The organism is Bradyrhizobium sp. LA6.8 (genome assembly GCF_040547935.1).
In the GTDB taxonomy this organism is placed as follows: domain Bacteria; phylum Pseudomonadota; class Alphaproteobacteria; order Rhizobiales; family Xanthobacteraceae; genus Bradyrhizobium; species Bradyrhizobium barranii.
Genome location: NZ_JBEPQQ010000002.1, coordinates 192617 through 210595 on the forward strand (window position 1 = coordinate 192617; position 17979 = coordinate 210595).

The window sequence follows — 17979 nt, forward strand, 5'->3', positions numbered from 1 at the left end:
CCGTCCCCCAAGACGGCGGGCTTGTTTCGCCCGAACTGGTCTCGCCGCTCACACGTCCGCGGACGATGGCGAGATTTGCGCTTTGTCGGTGAGGCGCCTGGTGGCGCCTTAGGAGACGACTTCCGCGGTGACGCGGCCGACGCCGGCGCCGGTGAGGCCGATGGCGCGGGCAGCGCCCGTGGAGAGGTCGAGCACACGGCCGCGAATGAACGGGCCACGGTCATTGATGGTGACGATGACGCTCGAGCCGCCGTGGGTGACGCGCAGCTTGGTGCCGAACGGCAGCGAACGGTGCGCCGCGGTCATGGCATTCTGGTTGAAGCGCTGCCCCGACGCAGTCCGGCTGCCGGATTCGTTGCCATAATAGGAGGCCATGCCGGAGAAGCTGCGGCCCGTGCCCGACGACGGCGTCATCGACGCGTTGGCGTTGCGCCAATCGGAGGTCGTGTTGGCATCGCTCTGGGCGTGGTGACGGTGATGATGGTGAGAGTACCGGTGGTGATGCCGGGATTTGGCAGAAGCTTCGGTGGCGGTTCCACCGACGAGGAGAGTGGCGGCAACGAAAGCGATCGCCGTGCGCGGCCGGGGCACGGAGCCCAGCGTCTTCAAAGACAGCATTTAGTGGTCCCTAATCTAGTATTGCCACATATGTGGCAAGTGGAGCCCCCGTAAGTCTGTGAGCGGGATCGCGTTTCGATTCCTAATGAGGCGTGAATTGGGCAGTAAATCCGTTCTGTGTCGTCATGAAATATTCTGTGATTGGCATCAATGTTGCAGCCAATGTTCTGGAATCTTTCGCTTTAACAATTCTTTAACTATTCTATTACTCATTAATACTGTAGAACGACGTCATTATACTTCATATTTAGAATTAGGAAAGTATTCAGGGGAGGCTGCGGGTCACGCCGGACTCACGCCTCAGCGATCCGTGTTCATGGCCGCTATGCGCTGAGGGCAGGAACGAATGGCCGGGATGCCGCCGAGGGGGCGCGTCATTCCGCGACGTGGCAGGCCGCTATCGCGGCGCCGTCGGCTGCGACGAACTGGCGACAGAAGGTCGTGCCTTTAATTTGGCGTCATGTTGCACGTGCGCGCCTGCTATGTTAGCAAAGCCGCGATTTTAACGGACCCGGCACCTCCCGTGTCGGCCGAAAATCGAAGTCCCGCTTGAATTCCAAGGGCTTGGATCGCTTGGCGCCGCTTTGTGGCGACGGTTTTTCCCTTGCGAGTTTGACAGCAAAAAGAGCGCGTCTGTGGCTGCAGAAGATACGTCCGTTTCCGGTGTGTCCGGCCGTTATGCAACGGCCTTGTTTGAACTGGCCCGCGACCAGAATGTGGTCGACGAGGTCAAAGCCGATCTCGACAAATTCGAGGGTTTGCTGAACGAAAGCGCCGATCTGAAGCGCCTCGTCCGCAGCCCGGTGTTCGCGGCCGATGCCCAGTCCAGAGCCCTCTCGGCCGTGCTGGACAAGGCGGGCATCGCCGGCATCTCCGCCAATTTCCTGAATGTCCTGACCACCAACCGCCGCCTGTTCGCGGTGGCTGACGTCATTCGCGCCTATCGCGCCCTCGTCGCCAGGTTCAAGGGCGAGGTGACGGCCGACGTCACCGTGGCGGAAGCGCTTTCGGACAAGAATCTCGACGCCCTCAAGGTTGCCCTGAAGTCGGTGACCGGCAAGGACGTCGCGCTCAACGTGAATGTCGATCCCTCGATCATCGGTGGCCTCGTCGTCAAGCTCGGCAGCCGCATGATCGATAGTTCGCTTCGCACCAAACTCAATTCGATCAAGCACGCGATGAAAGAGGCAGGCTGATGGACATCCGCGCCGCGGAAATTTCCGCGATCCTGAAGGACCAGATCAAGAATTTCGGCCAGGAAGCTGAAGTCTCCGAAGTCGGACAGGTGTTGTCCGTCGGCGACGGTATTGCCCGCGTCTATGGTCTGGACAACGTCCAGGCCGGCGAAATGGTCGAATTCGAGAACGGCACCCGCGGCATGGCGCTGAACCTCGAAACCGACAACGTCGGTATCGTTATTTTCGGCGCCGACCGCGAGATCAAGGAAGGCCAGACCGTCAAGCGCACCCGCGCCATCGTGGACGCGCCGGTCGGCAAGGGCCTGCTCGGCCGCGTCGTCGACGCGCTCGGCAACCCGATCGACGGCAAGGGCCCGATCGTGGCCGACAAGCGCATGCGCGTCGACGTCAAGGCGCCCGGCATCATTCCGCGCAAGTCGGTGAGCGAGCCGATGGCGACCGGCCTCAAGGCGATCGACGCCCTGATCCCGATCGGCCGTGGCCAGCGCGAGTTGATCATCGGCGACCGTCAGACCGGCAAGACCGCGATCGCGCTCGACACCATCCTCAACCAGAAGCCGCTCAACGCGCAGCCGGACGAGAACATCAAGCTGTATTGCGTCTACGTCGCGATCGGCCAGAAGCGTTCGACCGTCGCCCAGTTCGTGAAGGTGCTGGAAGAGCAGGGCGCGCTCGAATACTCGATCATCGTCGCCGCCACCGCCTCGGATCCGGCTCCGATGCAGTACATCGCGCCGTTCACCGGCTGCACCATGGGCGAGTACTTCCGCGACAACGGCATGCACGCCGTCATCATCTATGACGATCTGTCCAAGCAGGCCGTCGCCTACCGCCAGATGTCGCTGCTGCTGCGCCGCCCGCCGGGCCGCGAAGCCTATCCGGGCGACGTGTTCTATCTGCACTCCCGCCTGCTCGAGCGCGCGGCGAAGCTGAACAAGGACCAGGGCTCGGGCTCGCTGACGGCGCTGCCGGTCATCGAAACCCAGGCCAACGACGTGTCGGCCTACATTCCGACCAACGTCATCTCGATCACCGACGGCCAGATCTTCCTGGAAACCGACCTGTTCTTCCAGGGCATCCGTCCCGCGGTGAACGTCGGTCTGTCGGTGTCGCGCGTCGGTTCGTCCGCGCAGACCAAGGCCACCAAGAAGGTCGCCGGCAAGATCAAGGGCGAGCTCGCGCAGTACCGCGAAATGGCGGCGTTTGCGCAGTTCGGCTCCGATCTCGACGCCTCGACCCAGCGCCTGCTCAACCGCGGTTCGCGCCTGACCGAGCTGCTCAAGCAGCCGCAGTTCGCGCCGCTGAAGATGGAAGAGCAGGTCTGCGTGATCTGGGCCGGCACCAACGGCTATCTCGATCCGCTCCCGCTCAACAAGGTGCGCGCGTTCGAGGACGGTCTGCTGTCGCTGCTGCGCGGCAAGAACGCCGAGATCCTCAACGCGATCCGCGACAGCCGCGATCTCTCCGACGACACCGCCGCCAAGCTGAAGTCGGTGGTCGAAGGCTTCGCGAAGAGCTTCGCGTAAATGCCGTCATGGCCGGGCTTGTCCCGGCCATCCACGTCTAACGGCGTGTGAGGCACCGCGTGGATGCCCGGGGCGAGCCCGGGCATGACGACTGGATAGGTTTGCGATCAGGCCAAAGGGTCGGATCGTCGGGGACGAAGAATGGCGTCACTTAAAGACATGCGCGTCCGCATCGCCTCCACCAAGGCGACGCAGAAGATCACCAAGGCGATGCAGATGGTCGCGGCGTCGAGGTTGCGCCGTGCCCAGCAAGCGGCCGAGGCGGCGCGGCCCTATGCCGACAAGATGAGCGCGGTGATCTCCAACATCGCCAGCGCCGCTGCGGGTTCGCCCGGCGCGCCGGCGCTGCTGGCCGGCACCGGCAGGGACCAGGTCCACCTGCTGCTGGTCTGCACCGGCGAGCGCGGTCTGTCCGGCGCCTTCAACTCCTCGATCGTGCGCCTCGCCCGCGAGCGCGCCCAGGCGCTGATCGCGCAGGGCAAGGAAGTGAAATTCTTCTGTGTCGGCCGCAAGGGCTATGAGCAGCTCCGCCGCCTGTTCGACAAGCAGATCGTCGAGCACCTCGACCTGCGTAGCGTTCGTCAGCTCGGCTTCGTCAACGCCGAGGACATCGCCAAGAAGGTGCTGGCCCGTTTCGACAACGGTGAGTTCGACGTCTGCACGCTGTTCTACGCGCAGTTCAAGTCCGTGATCGCCCAGATCCCGACCGCGCAGCAGATCATCCCGCTGGTCGTCGAGGAAAAGGCGGCGAACGCGCCGACGACGTCCTACGATTACGAGCCGGAGGAGGACGAACTGCTGTCCGGCCTGTTGCCGCGCAATATCGCGGTGCAGATCTTCCGCGCGCTGCTGGAAAACAACGCTTCGTTCTATGGCGCGCAGATGAGCTCGATGGACAACGCAACCCGCAATGCCGGCGAAATGATCCGCAAGCAAACCCAGATCTACAACCGAACCCGTCAAGCCCAGATCACCAAGGAGCTGATCGAGATCATCTCCGGCGCCGAGGCGGTCTGACGCACGAACCAAACGACGGTCGTTCAAGTCCAGAATTTCGAAGGAGAGCTATTCATGGCTACAGCAGCTAACCAGGTCGGTCGCGTCACCCAGGTCATGGGCGCCGTCGTCGACGTGCAGTTCGAGGGCCACCTGCCCGCCATTCTCAATTCGCTGGAAACCCGGAACGGCAACATCCGCCTCGTGCTGGAAGTTGCGCAGCATCTCGGTGAGTCCACCGTGCGCACGATCGCGATGGACGTGACCGAAGGTCTGGTGCGCGGCCAGGAAGTGACCGACACCGGCCAGCCGATCGCGGTTCCGGTGGGCGACGGCACGCTCGGCCGCATCATGAACGTCATCGGCGAGCCGATCGACGAAGCCGGCCCGATCAAGTCCGAAGGTCTCCGCGCCATCCACCAGGAAGCGCCGAGCTACACCGACCAGTCGACCGAAGCTGAAATTCTCGTCACCGGCATCAAGGTCGTCGATCTTCTTGCTCCGTACGCGAAGGGCGGCAAGATCGGCCTGTTCGGCGGCGCCGGCGTCGGCAAGACCGTGCTGATTCAGGAGCTGATCAACAACGTCGCGAAGGCGCACGGTGGTTACTCCGTGTTCGCCGGCGTCGGCGAGCGTACCCGCGAAGGCAACGACCTCTATCACGAGTTCATCGAGTCCAAGGTCAACGCCGATCCGCACAATCCGGATCCGAGCGTGAAATCGAAGTGCGCACTGGTGTTCGGCCAGATGAACGAGCCGCCGGGCGCCCGCGCCCGCGTCGGCCTCACGGGTCTCACCGTCGCCGAGCACTTCCGCGACCAGGGCCAGGACGTGCTGTTCTTCGTCGACAACATCTTCCGCTTCACCCAGGCCGGCTCGGAAGTGTCGGCGCTGCTCGGCCGTATTCCTTCGGCGGTGGGTTATCAGCCGACGCTCGCCACCGACATGGGCGCGCTCCAGGAGCGCATCACCACCACGCAGAAGGGCTCGATCACCTCGGTGCAGGCCATCTACGTTCCGGCCGACGACTTGACCGACCCGGCTCCCGCGACCTCGTTCGCGCATCTGGACGCGACCACGGTGTTGAACCGCGCGATCTCGGAAAAGGGCATCTACCCCGCGGTGGACCCGCTCGACTCGACCTCGCGCATGCTCTCGCCGCTCGTCGTCGGTCAGGAGCACTACGACACCGCGCGTCAGGTCCAGCAGGTGCTGCAGCGCTACAAGTCGCTCCAGGACATCATCGCCATTCTCGGCATGGACGAGCTTTCGGAAGAGGACAAGCTGACGGTGGCCCGCGCCCGCAAGATCGAGCGCTTCCTGTCGCAGCCGTTCCACGTCGCCGAAATCTTCACCGGCTCGCCCGGCAAGTTCGTCGACCTCGCGGACACCATCAAGGGCTTCCGCGGCCTCTGCGAAGGCAAGTATGACCACCTGCCGGAAGCCGCCTTCTACATGGTCGGCACCATCGAAGAGGCAGTCGAGAAGGGCAAGAAGCTGGCGGCGGAAGCCGCCTAAGCTGGCGAATAGCGAATAGGGAGTGGCGAGTAGAATCTATTCGCCATTCGCTGCTCGCCACTCGCGCGTTCGCTACTCACCATTCGCAGGTTTCCAATGGCCACCATCCACTTCGATCTCGTCTCGCCGGAAAAGCTCGCATTCTCGGGCCAGGTCGATCAGGTCGATATCCCCGGCGTCGAGGGTGACTTCGGCGTGCTGGCGGGACATGCGCCGGTCGTGGCTGCGATCCGGCCCGGCATCCTCACCGTGACCACGGGCGGCAGGCACGTGAAGATCATCGTGCTCGGCGGTATCGCCGAAGTCTCCGAGAAGGGCCTCACCGTGCTCGCCGACGTCGCGACGTCGCTCGACGAACTCGACCGTGCCCAGTTCGCCGCGACCATCTCCGAGATGGAAGACGGCCTGAAGGAGCACGAAGGCGGCGAGCTCGATCAGGCCATCGAGCGGCTCGACCACTTCAAGAGCATCCAGCAGCAGCTCAACAGTACGGCTATGCACTAAGCCCCGGTGCACTGCTCCGGGGCTCAAGCTAAAAATTCCTGAACAGGTTCAGCGCTCGTCACGGAAGTGGCGGGCGCTGAAACTTTGTTGCACCGCGCCGCCGATAGCGGCATTCTGCGCCCGCGAATTTGTTTCGGGGCTGGCAGCAGATGAAACGCAAGATCGCAGCGATTTTCGCAGCCGATATTGCCGGTTACTCAAGACTGGTCGCGGAAGACGAAGAGGAGACGCTGCGGCGTCTCGCCTCCTATCGCGAGGTCATCGACGACTTCATCGCGAAAGCCAACGGACGCATCTTCAACACGGCGGGCGACGCCGTGCTCGCGGAATTTCCGAGCGCGGTCGATGCGGTGCGTTGCGCGATCGACATCCAGGAATCCCTGCGAACCCGCAACATGGCCTATCCGCCGAGCCGGCAGATGTCGTTCCGCATCGGCATCACCATCGGTGACGTGGTCGAGCGCGACGGCGATCTGCTCGGTGACGGCGTCAATATCGCCGCCCGGCTCGAAGGCCTCGCCGAGGTCGGCGGCATCTGCGTTTCCCGCGCCGTGCACGAGCAGGTCGCCAACAAGCTGTCGGTGCACTTTGCCGACATCGGCGCGCAGGAGGTCAAGAACATCCCGACGCCGGTGCACGCCTACATGGTGGCGATGCGGCGCGAGGACGGCACTTACGCCACGCCGAAAGTGAAGAAGCCCGCCTCCAAGCTGGCCGCGGCACCCGTCTGGATGTGGCCGCTGGTGGTCGCCGTCGTCTCGGTCGTCGCCATCCTTGTCACCGGCTTCCTCTACAACACCAAGCTCAAGCAGACGGTCACCGCCGCAGTCGCACCGGCCGCGACGCCAAGGGCTGCAATGCCAAGTGCTGCAATGCCAAGCGCAGCGCCAGCGGCAGATGCCGTGGCGCCGAGCCCGATGCCGACCCAGATGGCAAAGGCGCCGATGGCTCCGATGAGCCCAGCCGGCGCTGCGATGGCGCCGATGCCCGCGCCCTCACCATCCGCCGCGCCGCTATCGGGCAAGCTGGCCGCCGATAGCGTGCCCTTCATCAACGAGCGCATCCGCAACTATCTGGCCGGCGACTATTCCGCCTCCGGCGACTACAAGGCCTTCGCGCTCAATATCGGCGGCTTCACGGGCGCGGCGTTGAACCAGCCGACCGAGGAAGCCGCGCGCAACATGGCGCTCGAGCAGTGCCAGAAGCGCGCCGATGCCGCGCAATCGCCGCGGCGCTGCGAGCTCTATGCGGTCGGCAACGACGTCGTCTACACGCACGGCAAGCCGCCGATGCCGCCGCAGCCCTGGGTGCGCCACGACGCCATGACCGAGCGGGCCTTCGCGCCGAAGGATTTTCCGATGGTGCGCGATCCGGCAAAAGTCCGGCTCGAGAACATGTTCGTGCCGGCGGCGAAATCCCGCGCGATCGCGCTCGGCCCGGGCGGTCAATATTTCATGGTGCTGGGCGCGTCATCCGTTGACGATTCGGCGCGGCGTTCGTTGGAATCGTGCGGCGCCATCGCCGGCGTGGCCTGTCTGATCGTCGCGGTCGACGACAATTTCGTCGTGCCGATCCCGACCCTGCTCAGGATCACCGGCTTCTTCCATGCCGCGTCCAACGCCTCGATCGCCGCCGACGCGCGGGCCGAGGTCGTGCGCAAGCTCGCCGATGGCATGGGCTGGAACGCAGTCGCGGTCGGGACCGCGGGCCGGCCGGGCCTCGGCCTGAAGGCCGCGGACGAGCAGACCGCCGTCAATTCCGCGCTCGCCGACTGCGCCAAGCGCGACAGCGATTGCCACGTCATCGCGATCGGCCCGTTCACGGTCGGACCGACGAATTAGAGCTTGCTGGACATAGGCCGCCACGCCGCTTGTGCCCCGCGGCCGATTCTCTTTGACGCTTCAAAAACTTCGCCACAACCACCGCGCATCGCGCCGGCAATCGCCGGCTACTGTGCATGGGGTTGTTTTCGCGGTTTTAGTTTGCGAAGGGCGCAAACTGCTGCGCGACCGCGCGGTAGACGTCGCGACGGAACGGCACCACGAACTCGGTGACGCGGTCGAGCCGCTCCCAGCGCCAGGCGTCGAACTCTGCGGGCTGTTCGTTGCGCGGCGTCAGCGGATCGATCTCGTCATCGCGACCGGTGAAGCGCAGCGCGAACCATTTCTGGCGCTGCCCGCGGAACTTCGCCAGCCGGTGCGTCTGCGGCCCGTCGTAGGGCGGGAACTCGTAAGTCAGCCAGTCTGTCTCGCCGAGATAGTCCGCACTCTTGACGCTGGTCTCTTCCCAAAGTTCGCGCAGCGCCGCATCGCGCAGGTTCTCTCCCTCATCGACACCGCCTTGCGGCATCTGCCAGTCGAGGCCCGGCAGGATGATCTCGGGGCCGTCGCCCTTGAAGCGGTGGCCGATCAGCACGCGGCCATCGGCATTGAAGAGGGCGATCCCCACGTTGGGACGGTAGGGTTTTTGATTGGTCACGCGCGCGTCTTTCATCGTCATTCCGGCGATGCATTAGCACCGAACCCGGGATGACGATTTGATTTATTCATCCGCCAGCGCGGAAAATTCCTTCACCACGCGCTCATAGACCGGGCGCTTGAACGGGATGATCAAACCGGTCAGGTTCTTCATCGGCTCCCAGCGCCAGCTCACGAACTCGGCCTTGTGGCCGCCGCCGGGCTTTTCGACATTGATCTCGCTGTCCTTGCCGGTGAACCGGACCGCGAACCATTTCTGGCGCTGGCCGCGATAGCGGCCCTTCCAGGCGCGCCCGGCAACCGTGCGCGGGATGTCGTAGACGAGCCAGTCCGGAACTTCGCCGAGCCGCTCGACCGAGCGCACGCTGGTCTCCTCATAGAGCTCGCGCTTGGCGGCATCCCAAGTGTCCTCACCGGGATCGACGCCGCCCTGCGGCATCTGCCAGACATGGGCGTCGTCGACATGCTCGATGCCACCGGCACGGCGGCCGATGAACACCAGACCCTTCTTGTTGATCAGCATCACACCGACGCAGGTACGGTAGGGCAGATCCTCGTAACGTGCCATTCCGCCAGACCTCTCGCGTGCTTTTGGTGGGTATGCCGGTCCCGAGGGCCCGTAACGTACCAATCCGTTGATTTAGCTAGATTTTGATTTCAGCATCGCGGTTGTCAACGGCACCAAAAGGATACCACGGTCGCTCAATGTCTTGGTCCAGCTGCTGATGCGCTCGATCGAGACCGGCAGGGCGGAGGCGGTGCCGATTGCGACGCCGCGCTCGCGCGCCGTTGATTCGAGCTTGTTCAGGGCGCGGTCGATCTCCGCCGGGGTCGGCACCACGTCGATCGCGATATCGCCCTTGCCGAACGGCATCGCCTGGCTGCCCGCGGCCTGGGGCGCGATGCTGCGCGGCGAGGAGCCGTCGTCGAAGAAGCCGAGGCCGCGCTTGGCCGCCTCGCGAATGATCGGCTGCATCGCGGCGTCGGTCGCCACGAAGCGGGCGCCCATGAAATTGGTGAGGCCGGCATAGCCCTGCATCCGGCTCAGGTGCCAGTACAGGCGGTCCATGTTCTGGTCGGTGGTGAGCGAGGTCAGCAGCGTCTGCGGGCCCGGGTCGTTGTCCGGGAAGTCGTAGGGCTCCATCGGGATCTGGAGGAAGATCTCGTGGCGCTGGGCGCGGGCCCGCTCGGCGAGCTTGCCGGGGTCGGCGCCATAGGGCGTGAAGGCCAGCGTCACCGCCGGCGGCAGCCGCATGATCGCGTCGGTGGTCTTGGCCGCACCGACGCCGAGGCCGCCGATCAGGATCGCGACGACAGGCATCTTTGCCGCCTTGGCGCGGTCGGCATCCGCCGCGTAGACGTTGAACGGCTTCGCGCCCTCGGCCGTCACGGGGATCATGCCGTAGCGCGATTTCTCCAGCAGCTTCGGGTCGATCCCGGCCATGACGGGCGGAGGGGCGGAGGCGGCCGCCGCGTCGCCCTTGTCGGCGGCATCGCCGCCACCGATCACCACGTCGTGGCGGGTGCCGGTGGAACCGTCGATCATGGTGACAGTCTTCTGCTCGCCCGCCTGCTTCGGCGCTTCCTTGGCCTCGTGCTTGCTCTCTGGCTTGCTCTCCTGGCCAGGGCCCGCGGCGGCCGGCTTCTCGTCGGTGGCCCTGGGCTCACGGATCCCAATCCGCGTCATCGGCTCGCCGCCGAGCGGATCCTTGTTGAAGATGGCGAAGCCGGCGAAGACGACCAGGAACAGGCCGAGCATGACCGCGACGGCCTGCATGGCTGTGAACGGCAGCCGCAGCCGCCGTTTCCGGCGCGGCTTGTCCTGTCCGAGCGGGGCGCTCAGATCATCGGCCGTTTCAGTCATGCGAGATCCCGAATCACTCCCGCCGACGATACCACGCCGAGGTCAAGCGGCGTCAGGCCGGGATAGGCCGGGGGTAGCAGGAGCCCCAAGCAAAAAGGGCGGCTCCCGGAGCCGCCCTTTTCATAAGATCGCCTGACGCGCCGACTTAGTTCGCCGCTTTGGGCTTGTCGGTCGTGGCCTTGTTGTCGCCCGGCGTCGGCGCCGCGGAGGCGCTGTTCTTGATGCCGTGGAGCAGGTCGTCCGCGAGCTTGAGCGCCTTGTCGTCCTTGGCGTCCGGCGGAACGTAGGACTGCGAGCCGGTCTTCTCGTCGCCGTCGTTCTTGAGATGGCCGCGCAGCGAAGCCTCGCCCTTGGTGTCGGTGCGCGACTTCAGCTCGTCCGGCACGTCCTGGAGCACTTCGATGTCGGGCACGATGCCCTTGGCCTGGATCGACTTGCCCGACGGCGTGTAGTAGCGCGCCGTGGTCAGACGCAGCGCGCCGTTGCCCGAGCCGAGCGGAATGATGGTCTGCACCGAGCCCTTGCCGAACGAGCGCGTGCCGACGATGGTCGCACGCTTGTGGTCCTGCAGCGCGCCGGCGACGATTTCCGACGCCGAGGCCGAACCGCCATTGACCAGCACGATGACAGGCTTGCCCTTGGTGAGATCGCCCGCATGCGCGGTGCGGCGCTGGGTCTCCTCGGCATTGCGGCCACGGGTCGAGACGATCTCGCCCTTCTCCAGGAACGAGTCGGAGACGGTGACCGCTTCCTCGAGCAGGCCGCCCGGGTTGTTGCGGAGATCGATGATGTAGCCCTTGAGCTTGTCGCCGATCTGATTCGAGAGGTTGGCGACCTCGCGCTTCAGGCCTTCGGTGGTCTGCTCGTTGAAGGTGGTGATGCGGATATAGCCGATGTCGTCGGCCTCGATGCGCGCGCGCACCGAGCGGACGCGAATGTTGTCGCGCACCAGGGTGACGTCGATCGGATTGTCCTGGCCCTTGCGGATGATCTTGAGCTTGATCTTGGTGTTGACCGGACCGCGCATCTTCTCGACCGCCTGGTTCAGGGTCAGGCCCTGCACGGCTTCGTCGTCGAGATTGGTGATGATGTCGTTGGCCATGACGCCGGCGCGCGAAGCGGGGGTGTCGTCGATCGGCGAGACCACCTTGATCAGGCCGTCCTCCATCGTGACTTCGATGCCGAGGCCGCCGAACTCACCGCGGGTCTGCACCTGCATGTCGCGGAAGCTCTTGGCGTCCATGTAGCTCGAATGCGGATCGAGGCCGGTGAGCATGCCGCTGATGGCGGATTCGATCAGCTTCGTGTCATCGGGCTTCTCGACATAGTCCGAGCGCACGCGCTCGAACACATCGCCGAACAGATTGAGCTGGCGATAGGTGTCTGCAGTTGCGGCTCGCGCGCTGGAGCCCATGAAGACCGCGCGCGGCTGGGTCACGAACAGCGTCAGCGCAGCACCGGTGGCCGCGCTGAGGAGGATAACTGAAGTCTTGCGCATCATCCGCGAACCTTCTCGCCTTCATTTGCGGCCCACCATGGGCCTGGATCGATTGGAGTGCCGTCCTTACGGAACTCGACATACAGCACAGGTTGACTCGCGTTCGTGGCGAGAATGGAGGCGACTTGAGAGGTCGACCCCATGGTCGCAACCGGTTCCCCCGTGAGCACAAACTGACCGATGTTAACCGAAATGCGCTCCATCCCGGCGATCAGGACATGATACCCGCCCCCGGCGTTGAGGATCAAGAGTTGTCCATAGCTGCGGAACGGGCCGGAATAGACAACCCAGCCATCACACGGCGTCGTGACCTGGGAGCCGGGCCTGGTTGCCAGCGAAATGCCCTTCTGGACACCGCCGACCCCGTCGGAACCGCCAAAATCCCTGATCTTGTTACCGTTAACCGGGAGAGGCAGGAGCCCCTTGGCCGCCGCGAAGGCGATCGCCGGGGTGGTCCGGGACCGGTCCTTGAAAGTGCCCGGACCGGGCTTGGCGCTGGCGGCCGCCTTGGCCTCGGCCTGCTTGGCGGCCTCAGCCGCCTTCTCGGCGGCCTTGGCGGCGCTCTGCAGATCCTGCTCCATCTTGGTGATCAGCCCCTGGAGATCGCCGACCTGCCTGGAGAGCGCGATGGCGCGCGAGTTCTCGGCGTCGAGGTCTTTTTCGCGCGACGCCTGCTGGCGCTGCCGCTCGTCGACCAGGGCGGTGAGTCGCGTCTGGTCGTTGCGGACCTTGTCGCGGTCGGTGGCGAGCTGGTCGCGTTCGGCGGCGATGTTCTTGCGCAAGCCCACGAGCTCGCCGAGGTCGCCGGCGAGCTTCTCGGCGCGGCCGCGCAATTCCGGCACCACGGCGCCGAGCAGCATGGCGGTGCGCAGTGATTGCAGCGCGTCTTCGGGCCGCACCAGGAGCGCCGGCGGCGTGCGCCGGCCGGCGCGCTGCAGGGCCGCCAGCACCTCGACGATGTCGGCGCGGCGCGACTCCAGCGAGGTGCGCATCTGCTGCTCGCGGCCGTTGAGCGAGCGCAGCCGCGCTTCGGCTTCGTCGATCTTGGTCTCGACGGTCCGCACATTGGCTGCGGTATCGATCAGCTGCTGATTGAGCTGGGTGCGGTCCTGGCCGAGCGAAGTGATCTCGGCCTTGAGCTTGGCCTGCGCTTCCTCGGCGCTCTTCTGCCTCGCGCGGGCGGCCTCGAGCTCCTGCTCGCGCTGCTTGATCGCATCGGGCGAGACGGCCGCCGTCTGTGGCGCGGGCGCAATTGTCTGACCTTGCGTCTGAGCTTGCGCGAGGCTTGCGCCCGTGACGCCGGCGATCAGCAGCAGGTTGAGGATCGGCGCTCGCATCGCTTTACGCAAAGGTGCTCGTTGTGCGCGCATCACGCGCGGTGATAGGGGTGGCCGGCCAGAATGGTGGCGGCCCGATAAAGCTGTTCCAGAAGCATGACGCGGACCATTTGGTGCGGCCAGGTCGCAGAGCCGAACGCGATCGCGAGCTTGGCCTTACGGCGCAATTCGGGCGAAAGTCCGTCCGCCCCTCCGATCACGAAGATAGTATGTCCGGCACCCTCGTCGCGCCAGCGCCCGAGGTGCCGTGCGAATACGGTGGAGTCGAGATTCTGGCCGCGCTCGTCCATCGCCACCAGGATCGATTTTTCCGGGATGTGCGCACCGATCGCCGCGGCCTCTTCGGCCATCCGAGTTGCGGTGTCGCGCGCGCGGCTTTCGGGGATTTCGTGGATGATGAGCTCGCGGAATCCGAGCTTGCGGCCGGCTTCGTCGAACCGCTCGAAATAGCGGTCGGCAAGCTCCCGTTCGGGGCCCTGCTTCAGCCGGCCCACCGCAATGACAGCAACGCGCATGATATCTTCAGGTCGTGTTTCGAGACCGCGCGCAATATGCGCGCGCACGACGCTAGCATGCGCGTCAGCCGATTCGAAATCGGCTCGATGAGCCTAGATCGCCTTCGCCGCCCCTGGGCCCTGGGTGTACAATCTCTCGAGATTGTAGAACTCGCGGACCTCGGGTCTGAACACGTGCACGATCACATCGCCGGAATCGATCAGCACCCAGTCGCAATTGGGCAAGCCCTCGACGTGGATGTTCCTGATGCCGTTTTCCTTGAGGCCCTTGGCGACGTTGTCCGCGATCGCGCCGACGTGCCGGTTCACCCGGCCGGTCGTGACGATCATGTAGTCGGAGTACGCCGATTTGCCGCGAAGGTCGATGGTGACCGTCTCTTCCGCCTTCATGTCGTCGAGGCGGGAGAGGATCAGGCTCAGCGTCTTGTCGGCGTCGGGTTGCGCCTTCAAGGCCGCAGCTTTGGTCGATGTTTTACGCGCCGGTTTCGCTACCTTGGGTAAAACAGACTTGGACAATACAGATGTGGTCAGGGACCATTCCTTTCACTGTATCGCGAACGCCGAATCCGACGCTCACTGGTTACACTACATCATGTGGGGTTAAGGGTTTCAATATGCCAGAGAGTCCGAAATCCCCACAACGTCCACACACTCCGTCTCACTTCGGACCTTTCCAGCTCCCGTCCGGGTTCCGCAAGCCGGTCGAGGACAGGTTCAGTTTCAACCCTGTCAGAAAGACCCAGGCCGGCGCCGGCCGATCCGGCAGCAATGCCGCGTCCGTCTCGGGCACGCGGTAGCGTGCAAGGGCCTGGGCAGCGGGCGAGGCGAGGGCGCGAAAACTCTGCGGCGGGCGATCGATGACCGCAATCGGCACCTGGTCGGCGATGCGCCGCCAGTGCTGCCAACGATGGAATTGAGCGAGATTGTCGGCGCCCATGATCCAGACAAAGCGCAGGCCGCTGAGGCGGCGGCGCAAGGTGTTGATCGTGTCAATAGTATAGCGGGTACGAATGACGGATTCGAGACAGCTCACCTCGATCCTGGGATCGTCAGCGACGTCGCGCGCGGCCTGCATGCGCGCGCCGAGCTCATGCAGCGTGCCGTTCTCCTTCAGCGGATTGCCCGGCGTCACCAGCCACCACACGCGGTCGAGTCGGAGGCGTTTCAGCGCGAACTGGCTGATGGCGCGATGGGCCTCGTGCGGCGGATTGAACGAGCCGCCGAGCAGGCCGACGCGCATGCCTTCGGTGTAGGGCGGAATGGCCTGCGCGAAGAAACGTGGCGCGACGAAATTGTTACTCAATGCCCCACGCCTCGCGACATGACTTACGGCCGCGTCTGACCTGTGCCGTGGACGCGATATTTGAAGCTCGTGAGCTGCTCGGCGCCGACAGGACCACGGGCGTGGAATCGGCCAGTGGCGATGCCGATCTCGGCGCCGAAACCGAACTCGCCGCCGTCGGCGAATTGCGTCGAGGCATTGTGCAGCACGATCGCGGAATCGACCTCGCTCAGGAATTTCTTCGCAGCAGCCTCATCCGCGCTCACGATCGCATCGGTGTGGTGCGAGCCGTGGGTCTGGATATGCGCGATCGCGCCGTCGACACCGTCCACCACCTTCGCCGCGATGATCGCGTCGAGATATTCGGTGTCCCAATCGTCTTCGCTGGCAGGCTTGACGCGCGCATCGGTCTTCTGCACGGCGTCGTCGCCGCGCACTTCGCAGCCGGCCTCGATCAGCATCTCGACCAGCGGCCTCAGGTTCTTGGCGGCCGCGGCGCGATCGACCAGCAGCGTCTCGGCCGCGCCGCAGACGCCGGTGCGGCGCATCTTGGCGTTGAGCACGATCGACTTCGCCATGGCGAGGTCGGCGCTGGCATCGATATAGACGTGGTTGACGCCTTCGAGATGCGCGAACACGGGCACGCGGGCTTCCTGCTCGACGCGCGCGACGAGGCTCTTGCCTCCGCGCGGAACGATCACGTCGATGGCGCCGTTCAACCCTGACAGCATCATGCCGACCGCCGCGCGGTCGCGCGTCGGCACCAGCGTGATCGCCGCTTCGGGGAGGCCCGCTTCACGCAGACCCTGGACGAGACATTCATGGATCGAGCGGCACGAACGAAAACTGTCGGAGCCGCCGCGCAGGATCACGGCATTGCCGGATTTCAGGCACAGCACGCCGGCATCGGCCGCAACGTTCGGCCGGCTCTCGAAGATCACGCCGACGACGCCGAGCGGAACGCGCACGCGCTCGATGGTCATGCCGTTCGGCCGCTGCCAGCTCTCGGTGACGATGCCGATCGGATCGGCGATGCCGCGCACCATACCGATGCCCTCGGCCATCGACTCGACGCGCGCAGGTGTCAGTGTCAGGCGGTCGATGAAGGAGGCGATCATGGTGCCGGAGGCGCGGGCCTCCGCGACGTCCTCGGCATTGGCGGCAAGGATCGCGGCAGAGTTCGCGCGGATCGCCCGCTCCATGGCCTCGAGCGCCCGGTTCTTCTGCTCCGGCGGCGCCAGCGCCAGCACGCGCGCGGCAGCGCGGGCACGGGCGGCGAGATCGGACATCAGCGCCTGGAGATCGGCATTGCCGTCGACGGCTTTGAGGGGGGCGGCCATTGGAGCTTCAACCTTCTGCTAAGGCGGTGTCCTAGCATGGAAATCCCGCGTCTGCGAAGGGTCGGGAGGGTATGGCTGGTCTCTCCGGCAAGGCGCCGGCTAGGTCATTGGCCCAGCAAATTCAGTGAAAAGGGCCGTCGCGGCCCTTACCCGCCCACCACCAGATCGTCGCGGTGGATCATCTCGGACCTCCCGCTGATGCCCAGGATGGCCATCACGTCCGGGGACGAGTGGCCCTTGATCCGCTCGGCGACCTCGGCATCGTAGGCGATCAGGCCGCGGCCGACCTCGCTGGTATCAGGACCGCGCACGATCACCGCATCGCCGCGGGCGAACTGGCCTTCGACCTTGATCACGCCGGCCGGCAGCAGGCTGGCGCCGGCACGCAGCGCCGTCACGGCGCCGGCATCGATGGTCAGCGTGCCCTTCGGCTCCAGCGTGCCCGCGATCCACCGCTTGCGCGAGGTGATGGGGTTGGCCGGCGTCAGGAACCAGGTGCAGCGGCCGCCGTCGGCGATCGCCTGCAGGGGATGCTCGATCTTGCCGGAGGCGATCAGCATATGCGTGCCGCCTGTGGTGGCGATCTTGGCTGCCTCGACCTTGGTGCGCATGCCGCCGCGCGACAGCTCGGACTCGGCGTCGCCTGCCACGGCCTCGATCTCCGAGGAAATGCTGTCGACCACGGGAATGAGTTTTGCGTTCGGATTGTTCTTCGGCGGGGCGTCGTAGAGCCCGTCGATGTCGGACAGCAGCACCAGCAAATCGGCGCTCGCCATGGTGGCGACGCGCGCGGCGAGGCGGTCATTGTCGCCGTAGCGGATCTCGTTGGTGGCGACCGTATCGTTCTCGTTGATGACGGGGATCGCGCGCCATTCCAGCAGCTTGCCGATGGTGGAGCGCGCGTTGAGATAGCGGCGGCGCTCCTCGGTGTCCTGGAGCGTGACCAGGATCTGCCCCGCGCCGATGCCGTGGGCCCCAAGCACCTCCGACCAGATCCGCGCCAGCGCGATCTGGCCGACGGCGGCCGCCGCCTGGCTCTCCTCCAGCTTCAGCGGGCCGCGCGGCAATTTCAGCCGACTGCGGCCGAGCGCGATCGAGCCGGAGGAGACGACGAGCATGTCGCGTCCCTCGCGATGCAGCTTGGCCATGTCGTCGGCGAGCGCGGCGAGCCAGGAGGCTCGCACCTCGCCCTTGTCGGAATCGACCAGCAGGGCGGAGCCGACCTTGACGACGATGCGGCGGAATTGACTGAGTTCGGGGCTGGCCATGTGTGTATGTGTTGGCGCGTGTGACAAATTGCTCGGG

At 65.1% G+C, this 17979-nt stretch carries 17 protein-coding genes; 6 read left to right on the forward strand and 11 right to left on the reverse strand.

What is annotated here, in order from left to right:
• Positions 1 to 108: 108 nt before the first annotated feature.
• Positions 109 to 618, reverse strand: a complete 510-nt coding sequence (locus ABIA90_RS08030) for a septal ring lytic transglycosylase RlpA family protein (RefSeq protein ID WP_028150468.1) — start codon at positions 616 to 618, stop codon at positions 109 to 111.
• A gap of 635 nt (positions 619 to 1253) precedes the next feature.
• Between ABIA90_RS08030 and ABIA90_RS08035 the strand changes: the two genes are divergently transcribed.
• The 6 genes from ABIA90_RS08035 (at position 1254) to ABIA90_RS08060 (ending at position 8202) form a co-directional block, all read left to right on the forward strand.
• Positions 1254 to 1814: a F0F1 ATP synthase subunit delta gene (locus tag ABIA90_RS08035; RefSeq protein WP_354118476.1), complete on the forward strand. Its 561-nt coding sequence runs from the start codon at positions 1254 to 1256 to the stop codon at positions 1812 to 1814.
• Complete coding sequence (atpA, locus tag ABIA90_RS08040; RefSeq protein WP_166346738.1) at positions 1814 to 3343, forward strand: F0F1 ATP synthase subunit alpha; 1530 nt, start codon at positions 1814 to 1816, stop codon at positions 3341 to 3343. Before ABIA90_RS08035 ends, atpA begins: the two co-directional genes overlap by 1 nt.
• 141 nt (positions 3344 to 3484) lie before the next feature.
• Positions 3485 to 4360 (forward strand): F0F1 ATP synthase subunit gamma, encoded by an 876-nt coding sequence (locus tag ABIA90_RS08045; RefSeq protein ID WP_063980423.1) that lies wholly within the window; start codon positions 3485 to 3487, stop codon positions 4358 to 4360.
• A 54-nt stretch (positions 4361 to 4414) separates the two neighbouring features.
• The gene (gene atpD, locus ABIA90_RS08050; protein ID WP_063980424.1) at positions 4415 to 5857 is read left to right on the forward strand and encodes a F0F1 ATP synthase subunit beta; all 1443 of its coding nucleotides are present in this window, start codon (positions 4415 to 4417) and stop codon (positions 5855 to 5857) included.
• A 96-nt stretch (positions 5858 to 5953) separates the two neighbouring features.
• Positions 5954 to 6361 carry a F0F1 ATP synthase subunit epsilon gene (locus tag ABIA90_RS08055; protein ID WP_071908637.1) on the forward strand — a complete coding sequence of 136 codons (408 nt, stop codon included), beginning with the start codon at positions 5954 to 5956 and terminating at the stop codon, positions 6359 to 6361.
• 149 nt (positions 6362 to 6510) lie between these two features.
• Positions 6511 to 8202, forward strand: coding sequence for an adenylate/guanylate cyclase domain-containing protein (locus ABIA90_RS08060; RefSeq protein ID WP_354118477.1), 1692 nt, complete (start codon positions 6511 to 6513; stop codon positions 8200 to 8202).
• Between the two features lie 136 nt (positions 8203 to 8338).
• Here ABIA90_RS08060 and ABIA90_RS08065 read toward each other — a convergent pair whose 3' ends face one another.
• The 10 genes from ABIA90_RS08065 to proB form a co-directional block, all read right to left on the reverse strand.
• Entirely contained in the window at positions 8339 to 8839 is a 501-nt protein-coding gene (locus ABIA90_RS08065; protein ID WP_063985996.1) for an RNA pyrophosphohydrolase, read from the reverse strand.
• A 63-nt stretch (positions 8840 to 8902) separates the two neighbouring features.
• Positions 8903 to 9406, reverse strand: a complete 504-nt coding sequence (locus ABIA90_RS08070) for an RNA pyrophosphohydrolase (RefSeq protein ID WP_354118478.1) — start codon at positions 9404 to 9406, stop codon at positions 8903 to 8905.
• Positions 9407 to 9478: 72 nt separating this feature from the next.
• Positions 9479 to 10702, reverse strand: coding sequence for a divergent polysaccharide deacetylase family protein (locus ABIA90_RS08075; RefSeq protein ID WP_354118479.1), 1224 nt, complete (start codon positions 10700 to 10702; stop codon positions 9479 to 9481).
• 145 nt (positions 10703 to 10847) lie between these two features.
• Positions 10848 to 12203 (reverse strand): S41 family peptidase, encoded by a 1356-nt coding sequence (locus ABIA90_RS08080; protein ID WP_166346727.1) that lies wholly within the window; start codon positions 12201 to 12203, stop codon positions 10848 to 10850.
• Positions 12200 to 13537 carry a murein hydrolase activator EnvC family protein gene (locus ABIA90_RS08085; RefSeq protein WP_354118480.1) on the reverse strand — a complete coding sequence of 446 codons (1338 nt, stop codon included), beginning with the start codon at positions 13535 to 13537 and terminating at the stop codon, positions 12200 to 12202. Before ABIA90_RS08085 ends, ABIA90_RS08080 begins: the two co-directional genes overlap by 4 nt.
• A gap of 32 nt (positions 13538 to 13569) precedes the next feature.
• Positions 13570 to 14052 (reverse strand): 23S rRNA (pseudouridine(1915)-N(3))-methyltransferase RlmH, encoded by a 483-nt coding sequence (gene rlmH, locus ABIA90_RS08090; RefSeq protein ID WP_354118481.1) that lies wholly within the window; start codon positions 14050 to 14052, stop codon positions 13570 to 13572.
• 93 nt (positions 14053 to 14145) lie between these two features.
• Positions 14146 to 14502: a ribosome silencing factor gene (gene rsfS, locus ABIA90_RS08095; RefSeq protein ID WP_014490594.1), complete on the reverse strand. Its 357-nt coding sequence runs from the start codon at positions 14500 to 14502 to the stop codon at positions 14146 to 14148.
• Between the two features lie 208 nt (positions 14503 to 14710).
• Positions 14711 to 15355 (reverse strand): nicotinate-nucleotide adenylyltransferase, encoded by a 645-nt coding sequence (locus ABIA90_RS08100; RefSeq protein WP_247306825.1) that lies wholly within the window; start codon positions 15353 to 15355, stop codon positions 14711 to 14713.
• Positions 15356 to 15378: 23 nt separating this feature from the next.
• Positions 15379 to 16674, reverse strand: a complete 1296-nt coding sequence (locus ABIA90_RS08105) for a glutamate-5-semialdehyde dehydrogenase (RefSeq protein WP_354118482.1) — start codon at positions 16672 to 16674, stop codon at positions 15379 to 15381.
• A 146-nt stretch (positions 16675 to 16820) separates the two neighbouring features.
• Positions 16821 to 17942 carry a glutamate 5-kinase gene (gene proB, locus ABIA90_RS08110; RefSeq protein ID WP_354118483.1) on the reverse strand — a complete coding sequence of 374 codons (1122 nt, stop codon included), beginning with the start codon at positions 17940 to 17942 and terminating at the stop codon, positions 16821 to 16823.
• Between the last annotated feature and the right edge of the window lie 37 nt (positions 17943 to 17979).